This is a genomic window from Gimesia alba, assembly GCF_007744675.1.
In the GTDB taxonomy this organism is placed as follows: domain Bacteria; phylum Planctomycetota; class Planctomycetia; order Planctomycetales; family Planctomycetaceae; genus Gimesia; species Gimesia alba.
This window is the reverse complement of sequence record NZ_CP036269.1, coordinates 7,482,351-7,500,172: the sequence shown is the minus strand read 5'-3', so window position 1 is coordinate 7,500,172 and position 17,822 is coordinate 7,482,351. Positions and strand designations below refer to the sequence as shown.

The window sequence follows — 17,822 nt, the reverse complement described above, 5'->3', positions numbered from 1 at the left end:
TTAGCCGTTCACAGTTGGCTGCAGTTCCTCTGTATGATTTTCCGGTTCTGCAAGGCGTGCGATGGTCTCCAGCAGTTTTTGCTTATCGACGGGTTTGGTAGCATAGGCGTTGCAGCCGGCATCGAGACACTTTTCCATATCGTTTTTCATAGCATGCGCGGTGAGTGCGATGATTGGCCCACTATAGCCGGATTCGCGTAGTTTTCGGGTCGCGGTATAACCATCCATCACAGGCATTTGCATATCCATCAGGATGAAGTCATAGGGATGCTCGTCTTCCAACGCCGCCATTGCTTGCTCATAACCAATTTTTCCGTTATCGGCCAGCTCAACCTGCATGCCTTCTTTTTTCAATAGAAATGAGATGAGGCGCTGGTTATCAAGCCCGTCTTCCACGATGAGAATCCGGCTGGAGTTAATGTTACTGTTTGGTTTGAGTGAATTTTCATCTTTGGTTTCAGTAGCGACTTTTTTGATGGCATTCTCGTTCAGTTGCAACAGGCGGATGCCTTCCAGTGATCCTGTGTTGATCGAGATTGTGAAGTTGCTGCCTACACCGATGGTGCTGGTAACGTGAATCTTGCCGCCGAGCATCTCTGCCAGTCGTTTTGAGATCGCCAGCCCCAGTCCGGTGCCTCCATATTTTCGGGTCGTTGAACTGTCTGCCTGTGTGAAGGGCTGATAGATTTGTGCGAGGGCTGTTTCCGAAATTCCGATACCGGTATCAATGACTTGAAATTGGAGTTGGGGGAATCCATATTCCGTATTGATTGTTTTGATTCGCAATTCGACGTGACCGGTTTCAGTAAACTTGATGGCATTACCAAGCAGATTGATCAGAATCTGGCGCAGGCGAGTGGGGTCGGTGATGATTGTTTCCGGGATCGGATTTTCAAAAGAGATCACGATCTTGAGCCCTTTGGAATCGGCTTTGACCTGCATGAGTGAAGCGATGTCTGAAATGAGCTCCTGAGTGTTGATGCGAACCTGTTCCAGTTCGATTTTGCGGGCTTCGATTTTTGAAAGGTCGAGAATATCATTGATCACGCCGATGAGATATTCACCGTTTCGTTTCACAATGTTGGCTGCCTCAATGTCTTCTTTATTTTGCAAATTCCCAAGCAGGATATCGGTAAAACCCAGAATGGCTGTCATGGGGGTTCGGATTTCATGACTCATATTAGCCAGGAATTCACTTTTGGCTTCACTGGCTGCTTCAGCCCGTTTGCGGGCTTCATTTAAAGAGCGTTCATATTCTTTGCGTTCGCTGATGTCCTGAATAATACCAGTAAAAATTTCCCGATCTGCCAGGACCACCGAGCTGACGGCGAGTTCTGCCGGAAAAGTAGAACCGTCATTACGTTGCGCCACAATCTCCTGCCGGGATCCGATGGCACGGACCAGTTGGGGGTTGAGATCCCCTTCGGCGTATTCATGTTGAATTTTCTGATGAAGAGGTGGGATGAGTAAATTGATATTTTGCCCGACGACTTCGTGGTTCAAATATCCGAATAGATGTTCTGCTCCCAGATTGAATTCTTCGATTTTTCCTTCCAGGTTAATGGTGATGATCGCATCCATCACATTATCCATGATAGAGCGATATCGCAGCTCGCGATCTTTGACATCGGATAACAGAATTTCCTGTGCATCCAGCACGCGATTGTATTGATGACCAACGATACCAGCTTCAGTGAAATTATCCGTTTCTGCTCTGGATGTATTGTCACCATTTTCGTGAGCAATCATCGTTTCCAGAAGGCTGTGTAATTCAGTGGAAGCACCATGTTCCGCTACATTCAGACCGATCTTTTCTTCTTCAACCGTGACACGAATGGGCATCAGACGATTCATGATCGACATGAAAATCCAGATGAATCCGAAGCTCCAGACAAAGCAGACTGCAACGCCGAGTGCTTGAATTCCCAGCTGTTGTGTACGTGAGATACCATTTTGAAATAAGCTGGCATCAGCAAACAGGGCGACCGCCAGTGTTCCCCAGGCGCCAGCAAAGCCGTGTACGGGTATGGCTCCCACGACATCGTCAACTTTGAACCGATTTTCTAAAAGTGACAAAGAGGCCAGCATCACAACGCCGGCAATGGCACCGATGAGCAAGGCACTGGGAAACGACACCGCATTGCACGATGCCGTAATGGCAACGAGTCCTGCCAGTGAGCCGTTAAATATTTTTTCGACCGAAATTTGCTGGGACGAGATGAGCTCCCAGACTAACGCACAGACTCCTCCTGCAATTCCGGCCAGGATTGTATTCAGAATGATCGAAGGCACTTCACCGTTTAAGGCTAGTGTGCTGCCCCCGTTAAATCCAAACCATCCAAACCAGAGAATTAAAAATCCTAACGCCGCCAGGGGAAGATTACTGGATGAAAATCGTGACTGATTGAAATTTTTAGAAAATCGCCCCGTTCGAGGACCTAGTATCAGGACGGCCGCTAATGCAGACCACGCTCCGACGGAATGCACAACACTAGATCCGGCAAAGTCAAGAAATCCCAGTTTCCCGAGCCATCCTGCTGGTGCTCCGGAGATATCTTTTGCCCAGGCCCAGTGTCCAAACAGCGGGTAAGCGACGGCACCAATGCCGACAGCCAGAATGATATAGGAGCGGAAACGCATTCTCTCTGCAACGGCGCCGGAGGAAATGGTCATTGCGGCACTACAAAAAACGAGCTGGAATAAGAATATGACAGTAGGCCAATGAGTCGGGTTGCTGTCATCAAATGCGAATTGTGAAGTTCCGATCAACCCATAGTAAGAACTACCGAACATCAGGCCGTAGCCAAACAGCCAGAAAATCAAAGCGCCGATGAAAAAATCAACCACATTCTTTGTAGCTACGTTGATGCTGTTTTTGGATCTGGATAGACCAGATTCCAGACAGCAAAATCCGGCCTGCATCAAGAAGACCAGACTGGTACAGACCAGCACCCAAATCGTATTGGTTGTTAACTCATGAGACATCTAACGAGGAGCCCTCAATTTAAAACCAGTCAACTACAAAGCGCGTTCGCATTTAAACAGAATGTTCAAACTCTACGTTGGAATTAGTAACTGTCAAAAAATAATTGAGTGAAACCCCTCATTTGTTGCCTGGTCGGTTTACCCCAAGCGTTGATTCGCATAAAGAGGCTATTTGGAAGAATCGGAATCTCTGTTAGATTTGATGCAGGGGTCTCAGGTTTACTGAAATTGTTGAGGAGATAGGGAAAACCTGAGTGGCAGCTTGTTGTCTGGTGGTACCTCTGAATCGATTATGCCGTGCTGACTCAGGATGCCGGTGCTTCTAAAGAAAGCGGATTGGGTTGTTCTACAGGCGGGAAGATGCCCGGTGCGTTATTTTGATACCATTGTTCTAAAACTTGCAGCCACTGTTCTGCAGTTTTCACGGCGATAAACGCATTGCGAACTTCATTTCGTTGGGGATGGAGCTCGGAATAAAAGATGCCGAACTTGCGCATGGTGTTGCAGACTTTTTTCTCACCATAAAATGTGCGCGCCAGTTCAAAGTGTTCGGCAATCACAGTCCGTTGTTCGTAGACATCCGGCAGAGAGATCGGTTGCTTGCGGAGCAGGTCAGCCGTTTGCTGAAAGATCCAGGGATTTCCAATTGCGCCACGAGCAATGGAAACGCCATCGACGTGCGTTACACGCAGCATATCAATACAGGCTTGCGGTGAGAACAGGTCGCCACTTCCAATGACTGTTTTCGAGCCGGCGTGCTGTTTGACTTGTTTGAGAAATTCCCAGTTACTGGGGCCGACGTACTTCTGATGCACGGTTCGTCCATGAACGGTGATCGCGGCCAGTCCACGTTCATAAGCACCGTCAAAGATGCGAAAAAAATTATCTTCCGATTCTGCGGTGTCGTCGATGCCCCGTCTCATTTTTAACGTGACGGGGATATGATCGGGAACCACATCGCGTACACGGGAAATAATATCGAGTGCCACTTCAGGTTGCCCCAGATGATAGCCGCCCCGGCAGCGACTCATGACTTTTTTGACCGGGCAGCCAAAGTTGATATCGATCACATGAAAGCCGGCTTCAACAAGTCTTTGTGCAGCAGGTCCAAATTCTTCCGGTTCTGAACCCATCAGCTGACCACCGACGGGAAACTCATCCTGATGGCAGTACATCATTGCATGCTGTTTGCCCTGTTTGGATTGCACGATCATCCGGTCGATCATGACTTCGCAGAGTGTATAAGCGGCTCCCAGTCTGGCAGCGATCACGCGCATGGGGTAGTCACTATAACCGCTCAAGGCAGCCTGGAATAAAGGCGACTTCAGTTGATAGGGGCCTAAAGGAACAGATGATATTTGATCGACGGACATGCTTTTGTATTAGCTTTTCTTAATGTTAGTCCAAAGCTCAACCTGGGAATTGCGACAGTAACTCGCTGGTAATCTGGCCGGGCTGTGGATGACTGCAGATCGTATTGCTGACGGCTACATGTTGCGCACCGGCTTGAATCGCCTGGCTGAGATTGTCGGCATTGATGCCTCCAATGGCAAACCAGGGGAGCGTAATTTCGGCGGCGACCTGTTTCACAAAGTTCAATCCCGCGTACTCGTGTTCTGCAAATGACTTCGTTGTAGTTGGAAATGTGGGACCGACGCCAATGTAATCAGCCCCGTCCAGTACTGCCTGGCGGGCCTGTTCGATATTATGTGTTGAGACACCAATCATCCTTTGAGGCCCGATAATCTGACGGACCTCTCTCACCGGTAATTCATCTTGACCAACGTGCACGCCGTCGGCGTCGATCGCGACCGCAAGATCCGGGCGATCATTCATAATCAGAATCGCTCCTGCAGCGCGGGTCCACTCGCGGACATGTTTACCATGCTCCAGCAGCTGACGATCTGTCATTTCTTTTTCACGTATTTGAATGATGCCGACGCCCGCTGCCAGCGCTTCGCGGACAGCAGGGCCTGAGCCATGATGACATAAAGATTCGGAAACGAGTAGATACAGGCGACAGTCTTCCAGACGGCGTTGATTACGTACACACGACAGAATACTTTTTTCCAAAGTGTATAGTGAATAACGCATCTGCTTGAATAGAGCGGCTGCTTCTACAGAGATCAACTTGCCAAACTCTTCCAGAGTGCGTGTCGCTTCCTGCACGCGTTTCAAATTTGCCTGCAGTAAATGTTCCATTGAATGCCGCTCGAATTCAGACGTGGTACTGATGCTGGTACCGACATCATGGAGCGTGTCGCGGCTGGTAATCAGTGAATCCGGCCCGATAAATTTGAGGGCCTCTGCCAGCTGGTGTCGGGTGTTTTTTAACAGTTCCATCAGATGCGCGTCATCGAGGGTAAAGCGGAGATAATCTTCAATCACGCGCAGGCCTTCCCGCAGACGGTTGGCAGCTGCGTCGATGGTCCTGAATGTATTCGTCTGATCGCTGGCCGTGGTGGGAACGACCCGAAATGCGAAGTCCACATTGATCGGCTCTGCAGAATGACGTTGCTGGAGATTCAAGGCCTGTTCGAGTGCGTCTGTTGTCAGTGTTCCCTGTGAGTGGAGCCACTCTGAGTGTGAGCCTGCAGTCGTCACTAAGCCCCACAAAAGATGCTCACTTCCAATTTCTGTGGGAACATCTGCTCGGCTGACCTGTTCCAATGCCTGATTCAAGATTTCGCGCAGTGCTGGAAATTGAGACAGCGCCTGAGAGAGTTCAAGCGGTTCATTGGGTAAATCCGAGTCTGAATCGGCTGGTTCCTCTGGCAGCTGGATCGAAAACTGGTCTAGAATCATCGACAGTTCAATTTGATGGGCCAGCATTAATTCGGCGGCCCGGGATTCTTCAAAAGCAAGTGCAGCCAGCAAGTGGATGGCTGCCAGCTCTGGAGCGGCAGAACTTTGCGCAATTTGCTCGGCTTGCTTCAATGCACGCTGCGCTCCTGCTGTCAGTAAATGTTGCATAACGGTTCGGGTATTTCTTGAGACGATCGTTGGTATTAGGGCTCATGCATTGTGCATTCAGGGACGCACAATGCAGTAGACAGGTTAACCGATTCAAGGCTAATCTTGCTACAATGGGGTGGGAGTACTAGAATTACAATGACTGGTTTTGTGGATTGTATCGATTTTGCGGCTTTGGCAGGGTGGTGATTCCCTGTGTGATCATGTATGAATCGGAATGTGCTGTCCCGAACAACGAGTCGCTCCGAATTCAGGAGTGTTAAAATGGGTAGAATATTTTGGTAAGTTGTGGTGTTTTATTGACTTCCTTTGACGTTCTAGTACTAGTTTTGGGAAATTCCTCGACGTTTTTTGGTGAGTAACGTATTATTCGTAGAAGCCTTTCCTAAAAGAAGCAATTTCCATTTCAAATTGTAATGTTGTTTAAAGATGTACAGGTCTTTAAATCGCATTTTTGAAATATATTAAAACAAATCAAACACGAGTCCATTTTTAGAATAGTTTGGGAGAATTGATTCCTGCGTTTGATGCAATCGGTTTCAAAGCAGAATCGTAGTGTTCATCCAAAAGTGCCCGACATAATACAGGGCCATAGGAGAAACAAATTATGTACGAGCGGTTTACAGATCGAGCTCGAAAAGTGATGCAGTTGGCCAATCAGGAAGCCCAACGCTTCAATCACGAATATATCGGGACCGAACATATCCTTTTAGGATTAGTCAAAGAGGGTTCAGGGGTCGCAGCCAACGTGCTGAAAAATCTGGACGTGGATTTACGAAAAATCCGTCTGGAAGTTGAGAAGATAGTCCAATCCGGACCAGACATGGTCACGATGGGCAAACTTCCTCAAACCCCCCGTGCTAAAAAAGTCATCGAATATGCGATGGAAGAAGCTCGGAATCTGAACCACAACTATGTGGGAACCGAGCATCTGTTGCTGGGCTTATTGCGTGAGCAGGATGGCGTTGCCGCTCAGGTTCTGATGAATCTGGGATTGAAACTGGAAGAAGTACGCGAAGAAGTTCTGAACCTTCTGGGGCACGGCCTCGAAGGGGGCGAAGCAGGCGAACGGACACCAGGAACAGGAAGTCAGAAAGCCGGCAAAAGCAAAACTCCCGCATTGGACAGTTTTGGTCGCGATCTGACTGAACTGGCCAAGCAGAAAAAGCTGGATCCGGTGATTGGCCGTTCCAAGGAAATCGAACGTGTCATTCAGATTCTTTGTCGTCGTCAAAAGAACAACCCAGTTCTGCTGGGTGAAGCGGGTGTTGGTAAAACTGCGATTGTCGAAGGGTTTGCCCAGATGGTCGTGAACGGCGAAGTCCCTGACTTGCTCCGTGATCGTAGAATCGTCGTACTGGACCTGGCGATGATGGTTGCCGGCACGAAATACCGTGGTCAGTTCGAAGAACGCATTAAAGCGGTCATGAACGAAGTCCGTCGTGCAAAAAATACGATTTTGTTCATCGACGAATTGCACACCCTGGTAGGAGCCGGTGGTGCGGAAGGGGCCATCGATGCATCGAACGTATTGAAGCCTGCATTGAGCCGTGGCGAATTACAGTGTATCGGTGCGACCACACTCGATGAGTACCGCAAATACATCGAAAAAGACAGTGCTCTGGAACGACGCTTCCAGAATGTGATGGTCGAACCGCCAACCGACGAACAGACCGTAGAAATTCTGCGTGGTCTGCGGGAACGCTATGAAGAACATCACAAAGTACAGATTACCGATGACGCTCTGGAAAAAGCGGTTGAACTTTCTTCACGTTACATTACCGGCCGATGTCTGCCTGACAAAGCCATTGATGTGATCGATGAAGCGGGTGCCCGTATTCGTCTGAAATCGATGGTGCGTCCTCCCGACTTGAAAGAACTGGAGGAAGAAGCAGAACGGCTGAATCAATCGAAAGAAGAAGCCGTTGCCAACCAGGATTTTGAACTGGCGGCGAATCTGCGGGATCAGGCCGATAAGCTGAAGAAACGCAAAGAGTCTTTGACTCAGGAATGGCGTGAAAAATCCAAAGAAGTAGACGGCGTCGTCGATGCGGAAGTTGTGGCTGAAGTCGTCGCCAAAATTACCGGCGTGCCTTTAACCCGACTCTCCAGTGAAGACACCGTGCGTCTGTTGAATATGGAAGATGAACTGCATCAGCGGGTTATCAGTCAGGACGAAGCCATTAAACAGGTTTCCAAAGCCGTACGTCGCAGTCGTAGTGGGTTGAAAGATCCGAAACGACCGATGGGTGCCTTCTTGTTCTCTGGTCCAACCGGGGTGGGAAAGACATTACTGGCAAAAACACTGGCAGAATTCATGTTCGGGGATGAATCGGCTTTGATTCAAATCGACATGAGTGAATACATGGAAAAGCACAACGTCAGTCGTCTGATTGGTGCCCCTCCAGGCTATGTTGGTTTCGAAGAAGGCGGACAGTTGACGGAAAAAATTCGTCGTCGGCCTTACGCGGTTGTGCTGCTCGATGAAATTGAAAAAGCACACCCTGATGTCTTCAACATGCTCTTGCAGATTATGGAAGAAGGCCATTTGACTGACAGTTTTGGTCGAAAAGTCGATTTCAAGAACGTGGTGCTGATCATGACAACGAACGCCGGTGCTCAGGGCATGGCTCACGGGGACGCCTTTGGTTTCCGCAAAGCCGACGATGACACCAGCTACGACGCCATGAAACGTAACCTGATGCACGACCTTCAGAAAGAATTCAAACCAGAGTTTCTGGGACGTCTGGACGAAGTCGTTGTGTTCCGTAAACTGACACGTGAAGAATTGAAGCAGATCGTGGATATCGAACTTGGCAAAGTGCGTAATCGTTTGAAAGAACAGGGTGTCACTCTGGATCTGACCGACGAAACACGCGAATTCATTATCGACAAAGGTTCCGAGGGCGGCGAGCTCGATTACGGTGCCCGTCCGCTGCGTCGTTCTGTTGAACGCTACATCGAAGATCCGCTGGCAGAAGAATTGCTGCGTGGTGCCTTTGAAGGTAAGAATAAAGTTCTGGTGAGAGTCACTGAAGTCGGCGATGAAAAACGACTCGACTTTGACGCCTCTTACGAAGCAGAAACGGAAGAACTGGCAACCGTCGGTTCAGTTGAAGGCGACGGCGGTGCTCCGGAAGGAGAAGCCTGATCTTCAGCTTACGAGTTTGAAACTCTTAAAATGACAAAGAGCCCTCATCATCCAAAGTGAGGGCTCTTTTTTTAATTCAAGTTTGTGGGGAAGGAAGCAAGCATGATTCCGCGTCAACTTGAACCCGAAGTCATGGATACACGCGAAGAAGCGGTCGACTATAATTCCATGGATCACGGTGACGTCAATCGGTTGTTTGCCGAGGATCTGCTGGAATTGATCGCCGCACATCAGGCAATCAGCGGGAGCGCAGCTGGTAACAATGACATGACCGTTCTTGATCTGGGAACCGGCACCGCATTGATTCCGATTGAACTATGCCAACGGAATGAACGACTCAAAATCGTAGCGACCGACCTGGCGGCGGAAATGCTGCGTGTGGCCGAAGTGAATTTGCAGCAGGCGGGGCTGAGAGATGTCGTGACTTTGGAACGGGCGGATGCAAAGCAACTGCCGTGTGCCGATCATTGTTTTGACGGCGTAATCTCAAACAGTCTGATTCACCATGTGCCCGAACCGGGGAGCGTGTTTCGCGAAATCGTTCGCGTCGTCAGACCGGGCGGCTTTCTGTTTGTGCGCGACCTGCTGCGGCCGGACTCTTCTGAAGAATTAGAGCGGCTGGTCAAATTATATGCCGGCGAAGCAAACTCGCATCAACGACAGATGTTCCATGATTCACTGCACGCAGCGCTGACGATAGACGAAGTGCAGACGTTATTGAAAGCATGTGGCTTGCCACCGAGTACGGCGCAGATTACCTCGGATCGCCACTGGACGGTCGCGACGATGCTGCCAGCTGAATAAAAACAGGGGGAAGTCTGACATCGTATCAGACTTCCCCCTGCGACTCATTCAATTATTCGTTAATTGAAACCTGGCCTTGTCCTGTATATCGAACGACTTCGTGATTGAAGATCACTCGCTGGCATTTTTGGACGGCGATTGAGATGAAGGTCGACGCGCTTCCGATTCTTTCATCGCGTTTTCACGTTGAATCGCATCGTATACTTCTTGACGGTGCACTGGAATTTCTGTTGGTGCCTGAATTCCTAACCGTACTTTATCACCCCGGATATCGACAATAGTAATGACAATATTGTCACCGATGATGATGCTCTCGTCGCGTTGTCTCGACAATACAAGCATCGTAATAACTCCTTCCGTAGATCTTATGTTCTGGGCCAATGAGGTGATATCTGAAGAGGCGACAAACCTCTTATCGATTTGAATTAAAGTTTTGTCACCTGTTGTCTTTTCGAATGTAAGTAAAACAAATCAGTCCGAAGAAGAGAGACTTTGATCCGAGGCGGCTCTGGTTTTCAGCGATACCAGAGATCAACTGCGACAGCTTGCAAAGATTCTCTTACCGGCAATGACCCACATCCCTGCATCGTTTTAATGAGTTCCTCGTGGGTACTACCTACATCGACGTTTTTTACCGTAATATGATCATTAAGATGGGTTAAATAGCGACATTGAGAGAAGATGCGTGCTGCTTTGTGGGATGTGTCGGGTGTGCCGATTATGCCGGCGGGAGGCGATTCTGGGCAATGCAACCGGTTCTGATGTATAGTTTTTCGTGTTGTGAGCAGGTAGATCCGGGCAACTTAATTGCCAATTAATGGGTAGATGTATAATCTGTAAGTAGCGCTCTGGTTTTCTGCATTGTACTTACGTGTGATGTGATTGTCGGTGTTAAGGCCAGGTCAGTCGCTGCGATACGAATCGAAGTCGGTCCGTTATTGATGATGATCAAAACTCAGCCAGTCAAACTGGTTCAAAGTAAAATGCTGGAGTAGAAAACGAATGGCCACACTGTTAATCGCTGCGGGAGCTTTTGTAGGTTACATCATTGCCTACCACACTTATGGAAAGTGGCTTTCAAATAAAATCTTTAATGTCGATGGTGACGCTGAAGTTCCCAGTAAACAACTCCGCGACGATGTTGACTTTGTTCCAACGAAAAAAAGTGTCATCTTCGGACATCACTTCACCAGTATCGCAGGCACCGGTCCCATCGTCGGACCGGCGATTGCCGTTTTCTGGGGTTGGCTGCCGGCATTGCTCTGGGTTTTGTTCGGCTCGATTTTCATCGGAGCGGTCCATGACTTTGGCGCTCTTGTTGTTTCGCTGCGTAATCGCGGGCAAACCGTCGGCGAAGTCGCCGGCAGACTCATCGCCCCACGCACGCGTATTCTGTTTCTCTTGATTCTTCTGCTCGCATTGACAGTCGTGCTGGCGATTTTTGGCTTGGTGATTGCCATCATCTTCTCCCTTTATCCGGAAACCGTGATCCCCGTCTGGATCACGATGCCCATCGCACTGGTCATCGGCATCATGGTCTATAAAGAAAATGCCACGCTGCTTGTTCCCTCGCTGGTGGCACTCGCAATTGTTTACGCTTCGATCTACCTGGGTGCCTATTACTGGCCCATCGATATTGCCACGCTGTTTAACATCCCCAACACGGGACCGTTTCCTAACGCAGTGATTCTCTGGACTTTCGTCCTGCTGGCCTACTGCGCCGTCGCTTCCGTGATGCCGGTCTGGCTCCTGCTTCAGCCACGCGATTTCATCAACAGTCATCAGCTGGTCCTCGCATTGGGACTCCTGCTCATCGGTGCCCTCGTTGCCGGCGCCACCGGTCAGGCCGACCTCGTCGGCGCTGCCCCCGCCATCGCCACCAACATTCCAGCCGACGCACCGCCGATCTGGCCGTTCCTGTTTATCACCATCGCCTGCGGTGCCTGTAGCGGGTTTCACTGCCTCGTCAGTAGCGGCACCAGCAGTAAACAGGTGGAATCCGAACTCGATGCCCAGTACGTGGGTTACGGTGCCATGCTCCTCGAAGGGGGCCTGGCCGTCATCGTGATTCTCGCCTGCTGTGCCGGCGTCGGTATGGGAGACTTTACCCGCGTCGGTGAAGGAGCCGCCTATACTTATCAGCCCACAATGGAAGCTGGAACCGATACTCAACTCGCTGGCTTGGCTGCCTGGGAAACCCGTTATGACGCCAGCAAAGGCTGGGGGGCATTTGGCTTGAAAGACAAGATCGGCGCCTTCATTCACGGCGGAGCCAACTTTCTGGGTTCCATCGGCATTCCCATGAAACTGGGCATCAGCATCATCGCTGTACTGGTCGCCAGTTTTGCCGCCACCACCCTTGACACCGCAACCCGGCTCCAGAGGTACGTCATCCAGGAACTGGCAGCGACGATTCATATCAAGCCGCTCACCAACAAATACGTGGCCACAGGCCTCGCCGTTTTCCTGGGTGGCATGGTGGCGATGATGCCTGCGAATGCCACAGCAGGACCCGGGAGTGGCGGCCTCATTCTCTGGCCTCTGTTCGGTGCCACCAACCAGTTGCTTGCCGGTCTGGCGTTCATGGTGATTGTCTTTTATCTCCGCCGTCGTAACAAGCCGATCATCTTTGCTTTGGTACCGATGATTGTCATGCTCATCATGCCTGCCTGGGCGATGCTCTGGAACATGTTCAACAGCGAAACTGGCTGGTTCTTCAATCCGGAGAAGCAGCATCTGTTCCTGTTTGGTATCGCCGTGATTGGACTCCAGGTCTGGATGATGGTCGAAGGGCTGCTCGTCTGGTCCAAATCCAAAGGGCACCTCGAAGAGCAACTGCCCGCTCTCTCGACAGTGCGACCTGCCGTCGCCCCCAGTGCTGCAGGTGGCTCGAACTAGATTTTGAAAAACGGTCTTAAGTTTCAGCGGCTGCTGACGTTGTGATTCGATGCTGCGCACACTCTCACCTGAAGAAACAGGACTGGACGACAACCCCGCCGATCGCGATGATGCGGAGATAACGTCGGGCGCGCGAGTGAGCACTGGAACAGCGCGAACTGCTTCCAGAAAAGCACTATCAAACCCACTGGTTTCAGCACGATTTTCAAAAAGCCTGCTCACACCCCCACCATTTATCATGACGCTTCGAATGACATTCATAGAAGTTCCCAAGTGTATGCAGGAGCATTTTAAGAGTTTCGCAAGACGATTACGCATCAAACAAATTCTCATTTCGTGACTCCCTGAGACACAAGAAAAGGATCAAAGCAAACCAGCACGGCCGGACAAGCCGGGCCATGGCACACGGTGGGGCTTGTCTGCTTTTGTGCTTACCTCACTTGATCACTCTGGAGTGTGCCACCGTCGGCTTGTCCGACGGTGCAAATCCATTCACGCTGACCCAACTGTCAAATGCAGGTACGAACGCTATACCTCCCGCGAGAGGCAAGGTCCAGAATCCCATCAACCGGTCCCATCGTACTGGATAGATACGTAAGCCTGGAGATGAACTGAAAGTAGTAATGGTTCACTTTGAGCAGCATCAGAAACATGAGCGATCCAAGATTTCATTCGAATCACTCAGATAAAATCAATGCCCATTTATCAGGGTAAGCCCGAATGCAATTCGGGCCGAGCGCAGCGAGCAGGAGGTTTCAGGAAAGTCGCACGAACTGTTATATAAAACCAACTCCCCCAACGTAGGGGCGGTGCCTATGTTCCCGCCCGCCTTGCGGCGCGTGATTTTTGATGACTCGACTGATGGGGCCAGTTCAATCACACACATCGTGTGCCATGGCCCGGCTTGCCCGGCCGTGCAAAGCATTTCACGCAAACCCAGCTATAAAAATGTCGGGGGCGACCTATGTGTCGCCCCGCCTGGCGAGATACAACCAGATATCGCCATACAAATGGAACATAAAAAACATTCGCACGTGAAAAAACAACCCGAAACAGCACCGCCAGGCGAGACCCAAACCAGATCTGACTTAATCAGGACCACCACGAAAACAATGTGATCCATGCCAATCCCTCAGTCCCCTACCTGTTCAATCCCCTGAGCCCCGACGCATCCCGCCGCTCCTGTTTCTTCACCTCCAGGGTCGCGCGGGCGTGCTGAATTTTCTGCACAGTCTCTTCGGAAAGATCCCGCTTACTCGATACAAACAACAGTCCTTTCAAGAGGTGATACATTTCGGTCTCTCCCACATCCATGCCCGGACCGTTTCCAAAATGCCAGTAATGACGGCACTCTTTGGCCTTCTCCTCGGCCAGCACCTGAATCGGATCCAGGAACAGGTGCTGAAGATCAAGTTTTTTCAAATTCCTGAGGATCGATATGCGCACATCATAAATCGGATCCGTGACCAGGCTGCGCCGCACCACTGCAAAGCAGTCTTCGTCCCCCAGCTTCAGCAGGGCCTCGTTCATGAAACAACGGTCTAACACGTCAGGCGTCTGCTCGGTCTGTTTAATCAGAAACGCTTTGTAGCCACTGCGATACTGTTCCTGGTCCCACGCATATAGCTGCTTGTAAGCCTCGAAACGGTAGCCACCGTGCAGCCCTTTGTCTGATGAGATCTGCTCCAGAAACCGGACGTAATTCTCCGGTTCCTTCTCAGGCAGCGACAGGCAACGTAGCAGCAGAGGAACCCGATAGCGTTGATAAAGACGAGCCACGTCGGGGCCGGACAATGCTTCGCTTTTAAGTTGCCACAGAAATTTATGATCCCATTCCTTGCTGGGTTGGTAAACACTCAGAATCGCACCCGGAGTGGGGCTCTTCACTTTTCGTTCATGTAACTCGTCAAAAACAAATTGAATGATGCTGTGCAGCAGCGGATCTTTGGTCTTCTGGTACGTTCCAATATCAATCAGGGAAAGATAGCGTTGATAAGGGAGCGACGCTTTCGGAATTCCATAACGCTTTTTTTCCGACGCGGTCAGATAACCTCCCTTGCGAACTCTCTCCGGTGGCAGCCAGCCATGCACGTCGCCCCGTCTTCCTTTATTCGCATAAACTTCCCCCGGACGCCCCTGGTTAAAGTAGGGGCGAGTCAGCTTGTTGACTGGAAAGGCGCCTAGTTCGTACAACATCGCTTCATAAGTTTGCGTGTTTGTTTTCTGGTCAACGGCAGGTTTCTGTTTCGCTTCTTCCGCAGAAACAGTCTCCAACTGTAAACTGACATAACACAAAACCAGAAATAGATAACAGCAGGCACGTTTCGGCATTCGAATTCTCTTTTCACGCTCAATGTGGCCAAAAAAACACTTGGTAGGTGAGCGGAGTATATCAATCGGATGTCAGGCAGAGAACCCAGGATTGTTTGCTGGAGCTTTACGGTGAGAGATTCATTGATATGAATGTAAAAGTGATTTGACGACGCTGCACAGGTTATTTGATTTTGTCAATTTCATCGTTCTGCAGAAACCGACGGGCTGCATGACGAATGCTGATGACAAAGACTCTTTGCTCTCTAATGGTAAAAACGATCCGAAAGGGACCATAAAGCGCCTGACGGATTTCCTCCCGTGTGTAGTCATTTTCGGGAGCAAGACTGCAGGCTTCGGGAAACTGTTCAAGGTTGGCAAGCTTCTGCTCCAACCCGTTTTTCCACGCATTCGGATCAGCGGGACCATGTTTGCGGATATAACTATAGATGCCCTTAATATCCGTTTCTGCCCGCCGTGACAGTTCGACTCGAAACGTCATGCGTCTTCGAGTTCTGCCAGTACATCACGGAAGGGACGCGTGCGGCCTGCATCAATATCCGCAAGACCTTCTTGTAATGCACTGAGAGAGGCTGCTAATTCCTCTTCTGTCCCGATTCCCATGATCTCACGATACACCTCTTGGGACATCAGGACGTACTTCCTCCCCTCTTCATCAACTTCCACTAGTCCATGGTGTTGATCAAGGGCCTGGCGTTGTTCTTCAGTGAGTCGTGGTTTTATCATGGTTGAATTATACCAGCATTCTGATGGATTTGTCACGAAAAGAATCAGCAGGAAACAGGTTATCTTTTAAAGATCCTCGAGGATGGTTATTGGCCTTGTGACGGTTTGTTTGCTTCAAACCGATCTTCTCCTGGTTTGTATGAACGTGGCTCGAACGAATTTGAGGCATCATTCGAGATCGCCTGTAACGACGCCAGGATTTTTTGTTTCGCTTTTGGGCTTAAGTTTTGCTTTTCTTTGGCCCAGTTGAGATAGGTCTTCAAAGAATCTGCCAGAATATTCTCGTCAGGGTGAAACCCTGGTCCATTGGGAACGATCTCTCTCACGCATTTCTGGCCTTTTCTCTGCGACAGGAGATGAATGGTGTCTATGTATTTGACGACTTGATCTTGCCGCTTAAGCTCACGTAAGAGAAACTCTCTGACCTGTGCAGTGGGATCATTCAGTAACGCATGATTAACTGCGTTGACGGATTCACGGTCTCCGATGCCGATGAGTGCTGCATACATTTGACTGCGATCAAGCCAATCGGGGACTTGAGCGACATTCTTGAAGATAAAATTTTTATAGCCTGCCAGATGCGTGGGTTTATCTACCTGATATAGTTGGGTAAACACAGCAAAACTCTGCATGGTGTCGAGCTTTGGGTTAACAAGGAGTTCTTCAAGAAATGCCTTGTAATCATCCTGTCCCTGCTCTGGTGGAACCAGAAAACGAAACAACAGCGGATCCTGGTATTGCCGATATAGGACGGCGATCATGGGGCCGTCAATTAATTCCCTTCTTTTGAGTAGCCAAAGAACCTTATTATCCAGCCCCATTTTGGCATGATAGACCTTGAGAAGGTCCTCGGGATTTTTAATTTTGATTTTTCGCCTGTGTAGTTCATCCAGCGTAAACTGAATGATGGCAAACAGCAGCGGGTCTTCTGTTTGCTGGTACGTTTCCACATCAAGAAAAGAGATGTAGCGTTCATAGCTGAGCGGTGCTTTGGGAATACCAAAATGTGTTTTTTCTGATTGGGTCAGGTAACTGTCCGTCCGAACCCAAAAGGGAGGCAGCCAGCCATGTACGTCTTCCCGTTTCCCTTTACTGAAAACCTCCCCCGGATGTCCGTTATTCCAATAGCGTTTCGTCAGTTTGCTGACTGGAAACGCCCCGAGTTCGTACAGGATTTCCTCATAAGATTCGGAAGGGATTTTCTGAGAAACAGCCGGAACAGCCGCTGATTCAGCACGCTCCTGCTCTGTTCCCGTTGGCTGGGATTGAGAACTGCATCCCAGTGTGCACAGGAGCGAAATCAGCAAAACACGATGTATTAGCATCCGATGAATATTCCGAATTGAGTTTGGAACGAGATGGACTAACAGTTAGTATAAGAGAATCACACAATTTTGTCACTCTTATTTTCATCTGGGTTTGTGCTCTCACGATCGAACAAGTATCAAAGTTACCGGGGCGATCTGTCCTGGCTGATTTCTTTTCCGTTACAAGGCGTCTCGCTTAATCAAACTCATGGCCGATCTCAAAAGTAAACGATTGATTTATCTCAAAGGGTTTCTGTTTCTGGTCATCCTGTTGTTTGCGCTGGGGCTGATTATCAATGAGACGCGATCCTGGCAGATTATGGTTCTGCTGTTATTGGTGGTCTGGTCCTCGGCCCGGTTCTATTATTTTCTGTTTTATGTGATCGAAAACTACGTCGATCCCGGTTACCGCTTCGCCGGCATTATTTCGTTTCTGCAATATCTGTTTTCGAAAAAACGAGAGTAGCGACCTCGTTTTTGATGAGGCTGTCCGATGGAAATCAGGATCCGGGGCGTTCTATCGGGTACGCTTCCTTGTTGGTATTCGGTATGAAACCGGGGCTAACGCCCTGCGGCTAATTTGGCTTTTCAGTTGTCGAAGTCCTGAAAACAAGGGTAACAGAACACCGTCGGCCACAGTTAATTGC

The 17,822-nt window shown here is 49.7% G+C and carries 12 protein-coding genes; 4 read left to right on the top strand and 8 right to left on the bottom strand.

Annotation, left to right across the window (positions count from 1 at the left end):
* From amt to Pan241w_RS28015, 3 genes are all read right to left on the bottom strand, one after another.
* A complete protein-coding gene (amt, locus tag Pan241w_RS28025) occupies nucleotides 1-2,985 on the bottom strand; it encodes an ammonium transporter (protein WP_145222655.1) in 2,985 nt (994 codons plus the stop codon).
* Nucleotides 2,986-3,290: 305 nt separating this feature from the next.
* Entirely contained in the window at nucleotides 3,291-4,358 is a 1,068-nt protein-coding gene (locus tag Pan241w_RS28020) for a tRNA dihydrouridine synthase (RefSeq protein ID WP_145222653.1), read from the bottom strand.
* A 37-nt stretch (nucleotides 4,359-4,395) separates the two neighbouring features.
* The gene (locus Pan241w_RS28015) at nucleotides 4,396-5,958 is read right to left on the bottom strand and encodes a thiamine phosphate synthase (protein ID WP_145222651.1); all 1,563 of its coding nucleotides are present in this window, start codon (nucleotides 5,956-5,958) and stop codon (nucleotides 4,396-4,398) included.
* Nucleotides 5,959-6,565: 607 nt separating this feature from the next.
* Between Pan241w_RS28015 and Pan241w_RS28010 the strand changes: the two genes are divergently transcribed.
* On the top strand, nucleotides 6,566-9,109 hold the full coding sequence (locus tag Pan241w_RS28010; protein ID WP_145222649.1) for an ATP-dependent Clp protease ATP-binding subunit: 2,544 nt from the start codon (nucleotides 6,566-6,568) through the stop codon (nucleotides 9,107-9,109).
* A gap of 102 nt (nucleotides 9,110-9,211) precedes the next feature.
* Nucleotides 9,212-9,913: a class I SAM-dependent methyltransferase gene (locus tag Pan241w_RS28005; RefSeq protein ID WP_145222647.1), complete on the top strand. Its 702-nt coding sequence runs from the start codon at nucleotides 9,212-9,214 to the stop codon at nucleotides 9,911-9,913.
* 111 nt (nucleotides 9,914-10,024) lie between these two features.
* Here Pan241w_RS28005 and csrA read toward each other — a convergent pair whose 3' ends face one another.
* The gene (gene csrA, locus Pan241w_RS28000) at nucleotides 10,025-10,255 is read right to left on the bottom strand and encodes a carbon storage regulator CsrA (protein WP_145222645.1); all 231 of its coding nucleotides are present in this window, start codon (nucleotides 10,253-10,255) and stop codon (nucleotides 10,025-10,027) included.
* Between the two features lie 660 nt (nucleotides 10,256-10,915).
* Here csrA and Pan241w_RS27995 point away from each other — a divergent pair.
* Nucleotides 10,916-12,811: a carbon starvation CstA family protein gene (locus Pan241w_RS27995; protein WP_145222643.1), complete on the top strand. Its 1,896-nt coding sequence runs from the start codon at nucleotides 10,916-10,918 to the stop codon at nucleotides 12,809-12,811.
* A 1,140-nt stretch (nucleotides 12,812-13,951) separates the two neighbouring features.
* Here the strand turns inward: Pan241w_RS27995 and Pan241w_RS27990 are convergent.
* The 4 genes from Pan241w_RS27990 to Pan241w_RS27975 all read right to left on the bottom strand — a co-directional run bounded on the left by Pan241w_RS27990 (nucleotide 13,952) and on the right by Pan241w_RS27975 (nucleotide 17,193).
* Nucleotides 13,952-15,142 carry a hypothetical protein gene (locus Pan241w_RS27990; protein WP_145222641.1) on the bottom strand — a complete coding sequence of 397 codons (1,191 nt, stop codon included), beginning with the start codon at nucleotides 15,140-15,142 and terminating at the stop codon, nucleotides 13,952-13,954.
* Between the two features lie 163 nt (nucleotides 15,143-15,305).
* Complete coding sequence (locus Pan241w_RS27985; protein ID WP_145222639.1) at nucleotides 15,306-15,623, bottom strand: type II toxin-antitoxin system RelE/ParE family toxin; 318 nt, start codon at nucleotides 15,621-15,623, stop codon at nucleotides 15,306-15,308.
* A complete protein-coding gene (locus Pan241w_RS27980) occupies nucleotides 15,620-15,868 on the bottom strand; it encodes a hypothetical protein (RefSeq protein WP_145222637.1) in 249 nt (82 codons plus the stop codon). Before Pan241w_RS27980 ends, Pan241w_RS27985 begins: the two co-directional genes overlap by 4 nt.
* A gap of 86 nt (nucleotides 15,869-15,954) precedes the next feature.
* The gene (locus Pan241w_RS27975; protein ID WP_145222635.1) at nucleotides 15,955-17,193 is read right to left on the bottom strand and encodes a hypothetical protein; all 1,239 of its coding nucleotides are present in this window, start codon (nucleotides 17,191-17,193) and stop codon (nucleotides 15,955-15,957) included.
* A 190-nt stretch (nucleotides 17,194-17,383) separates the two neighbouring features.
* Here Pan241w_RS27975 and Pan241w_RS27970 point away from each other — a divergent pair, with 190 nt between their 5' ends.
* A complete protein-coding gene (locus Pan241w_RS27970) occupies nucleotides 17,384-17,641 on the top strand; it encodes a hypothetical protein (protein ID WP_145222633.1) in 258 nt (85 codons plus the stop codon).
* Nucleotides 17,642-17,822 lie beyond the last annotated feature (181 nt).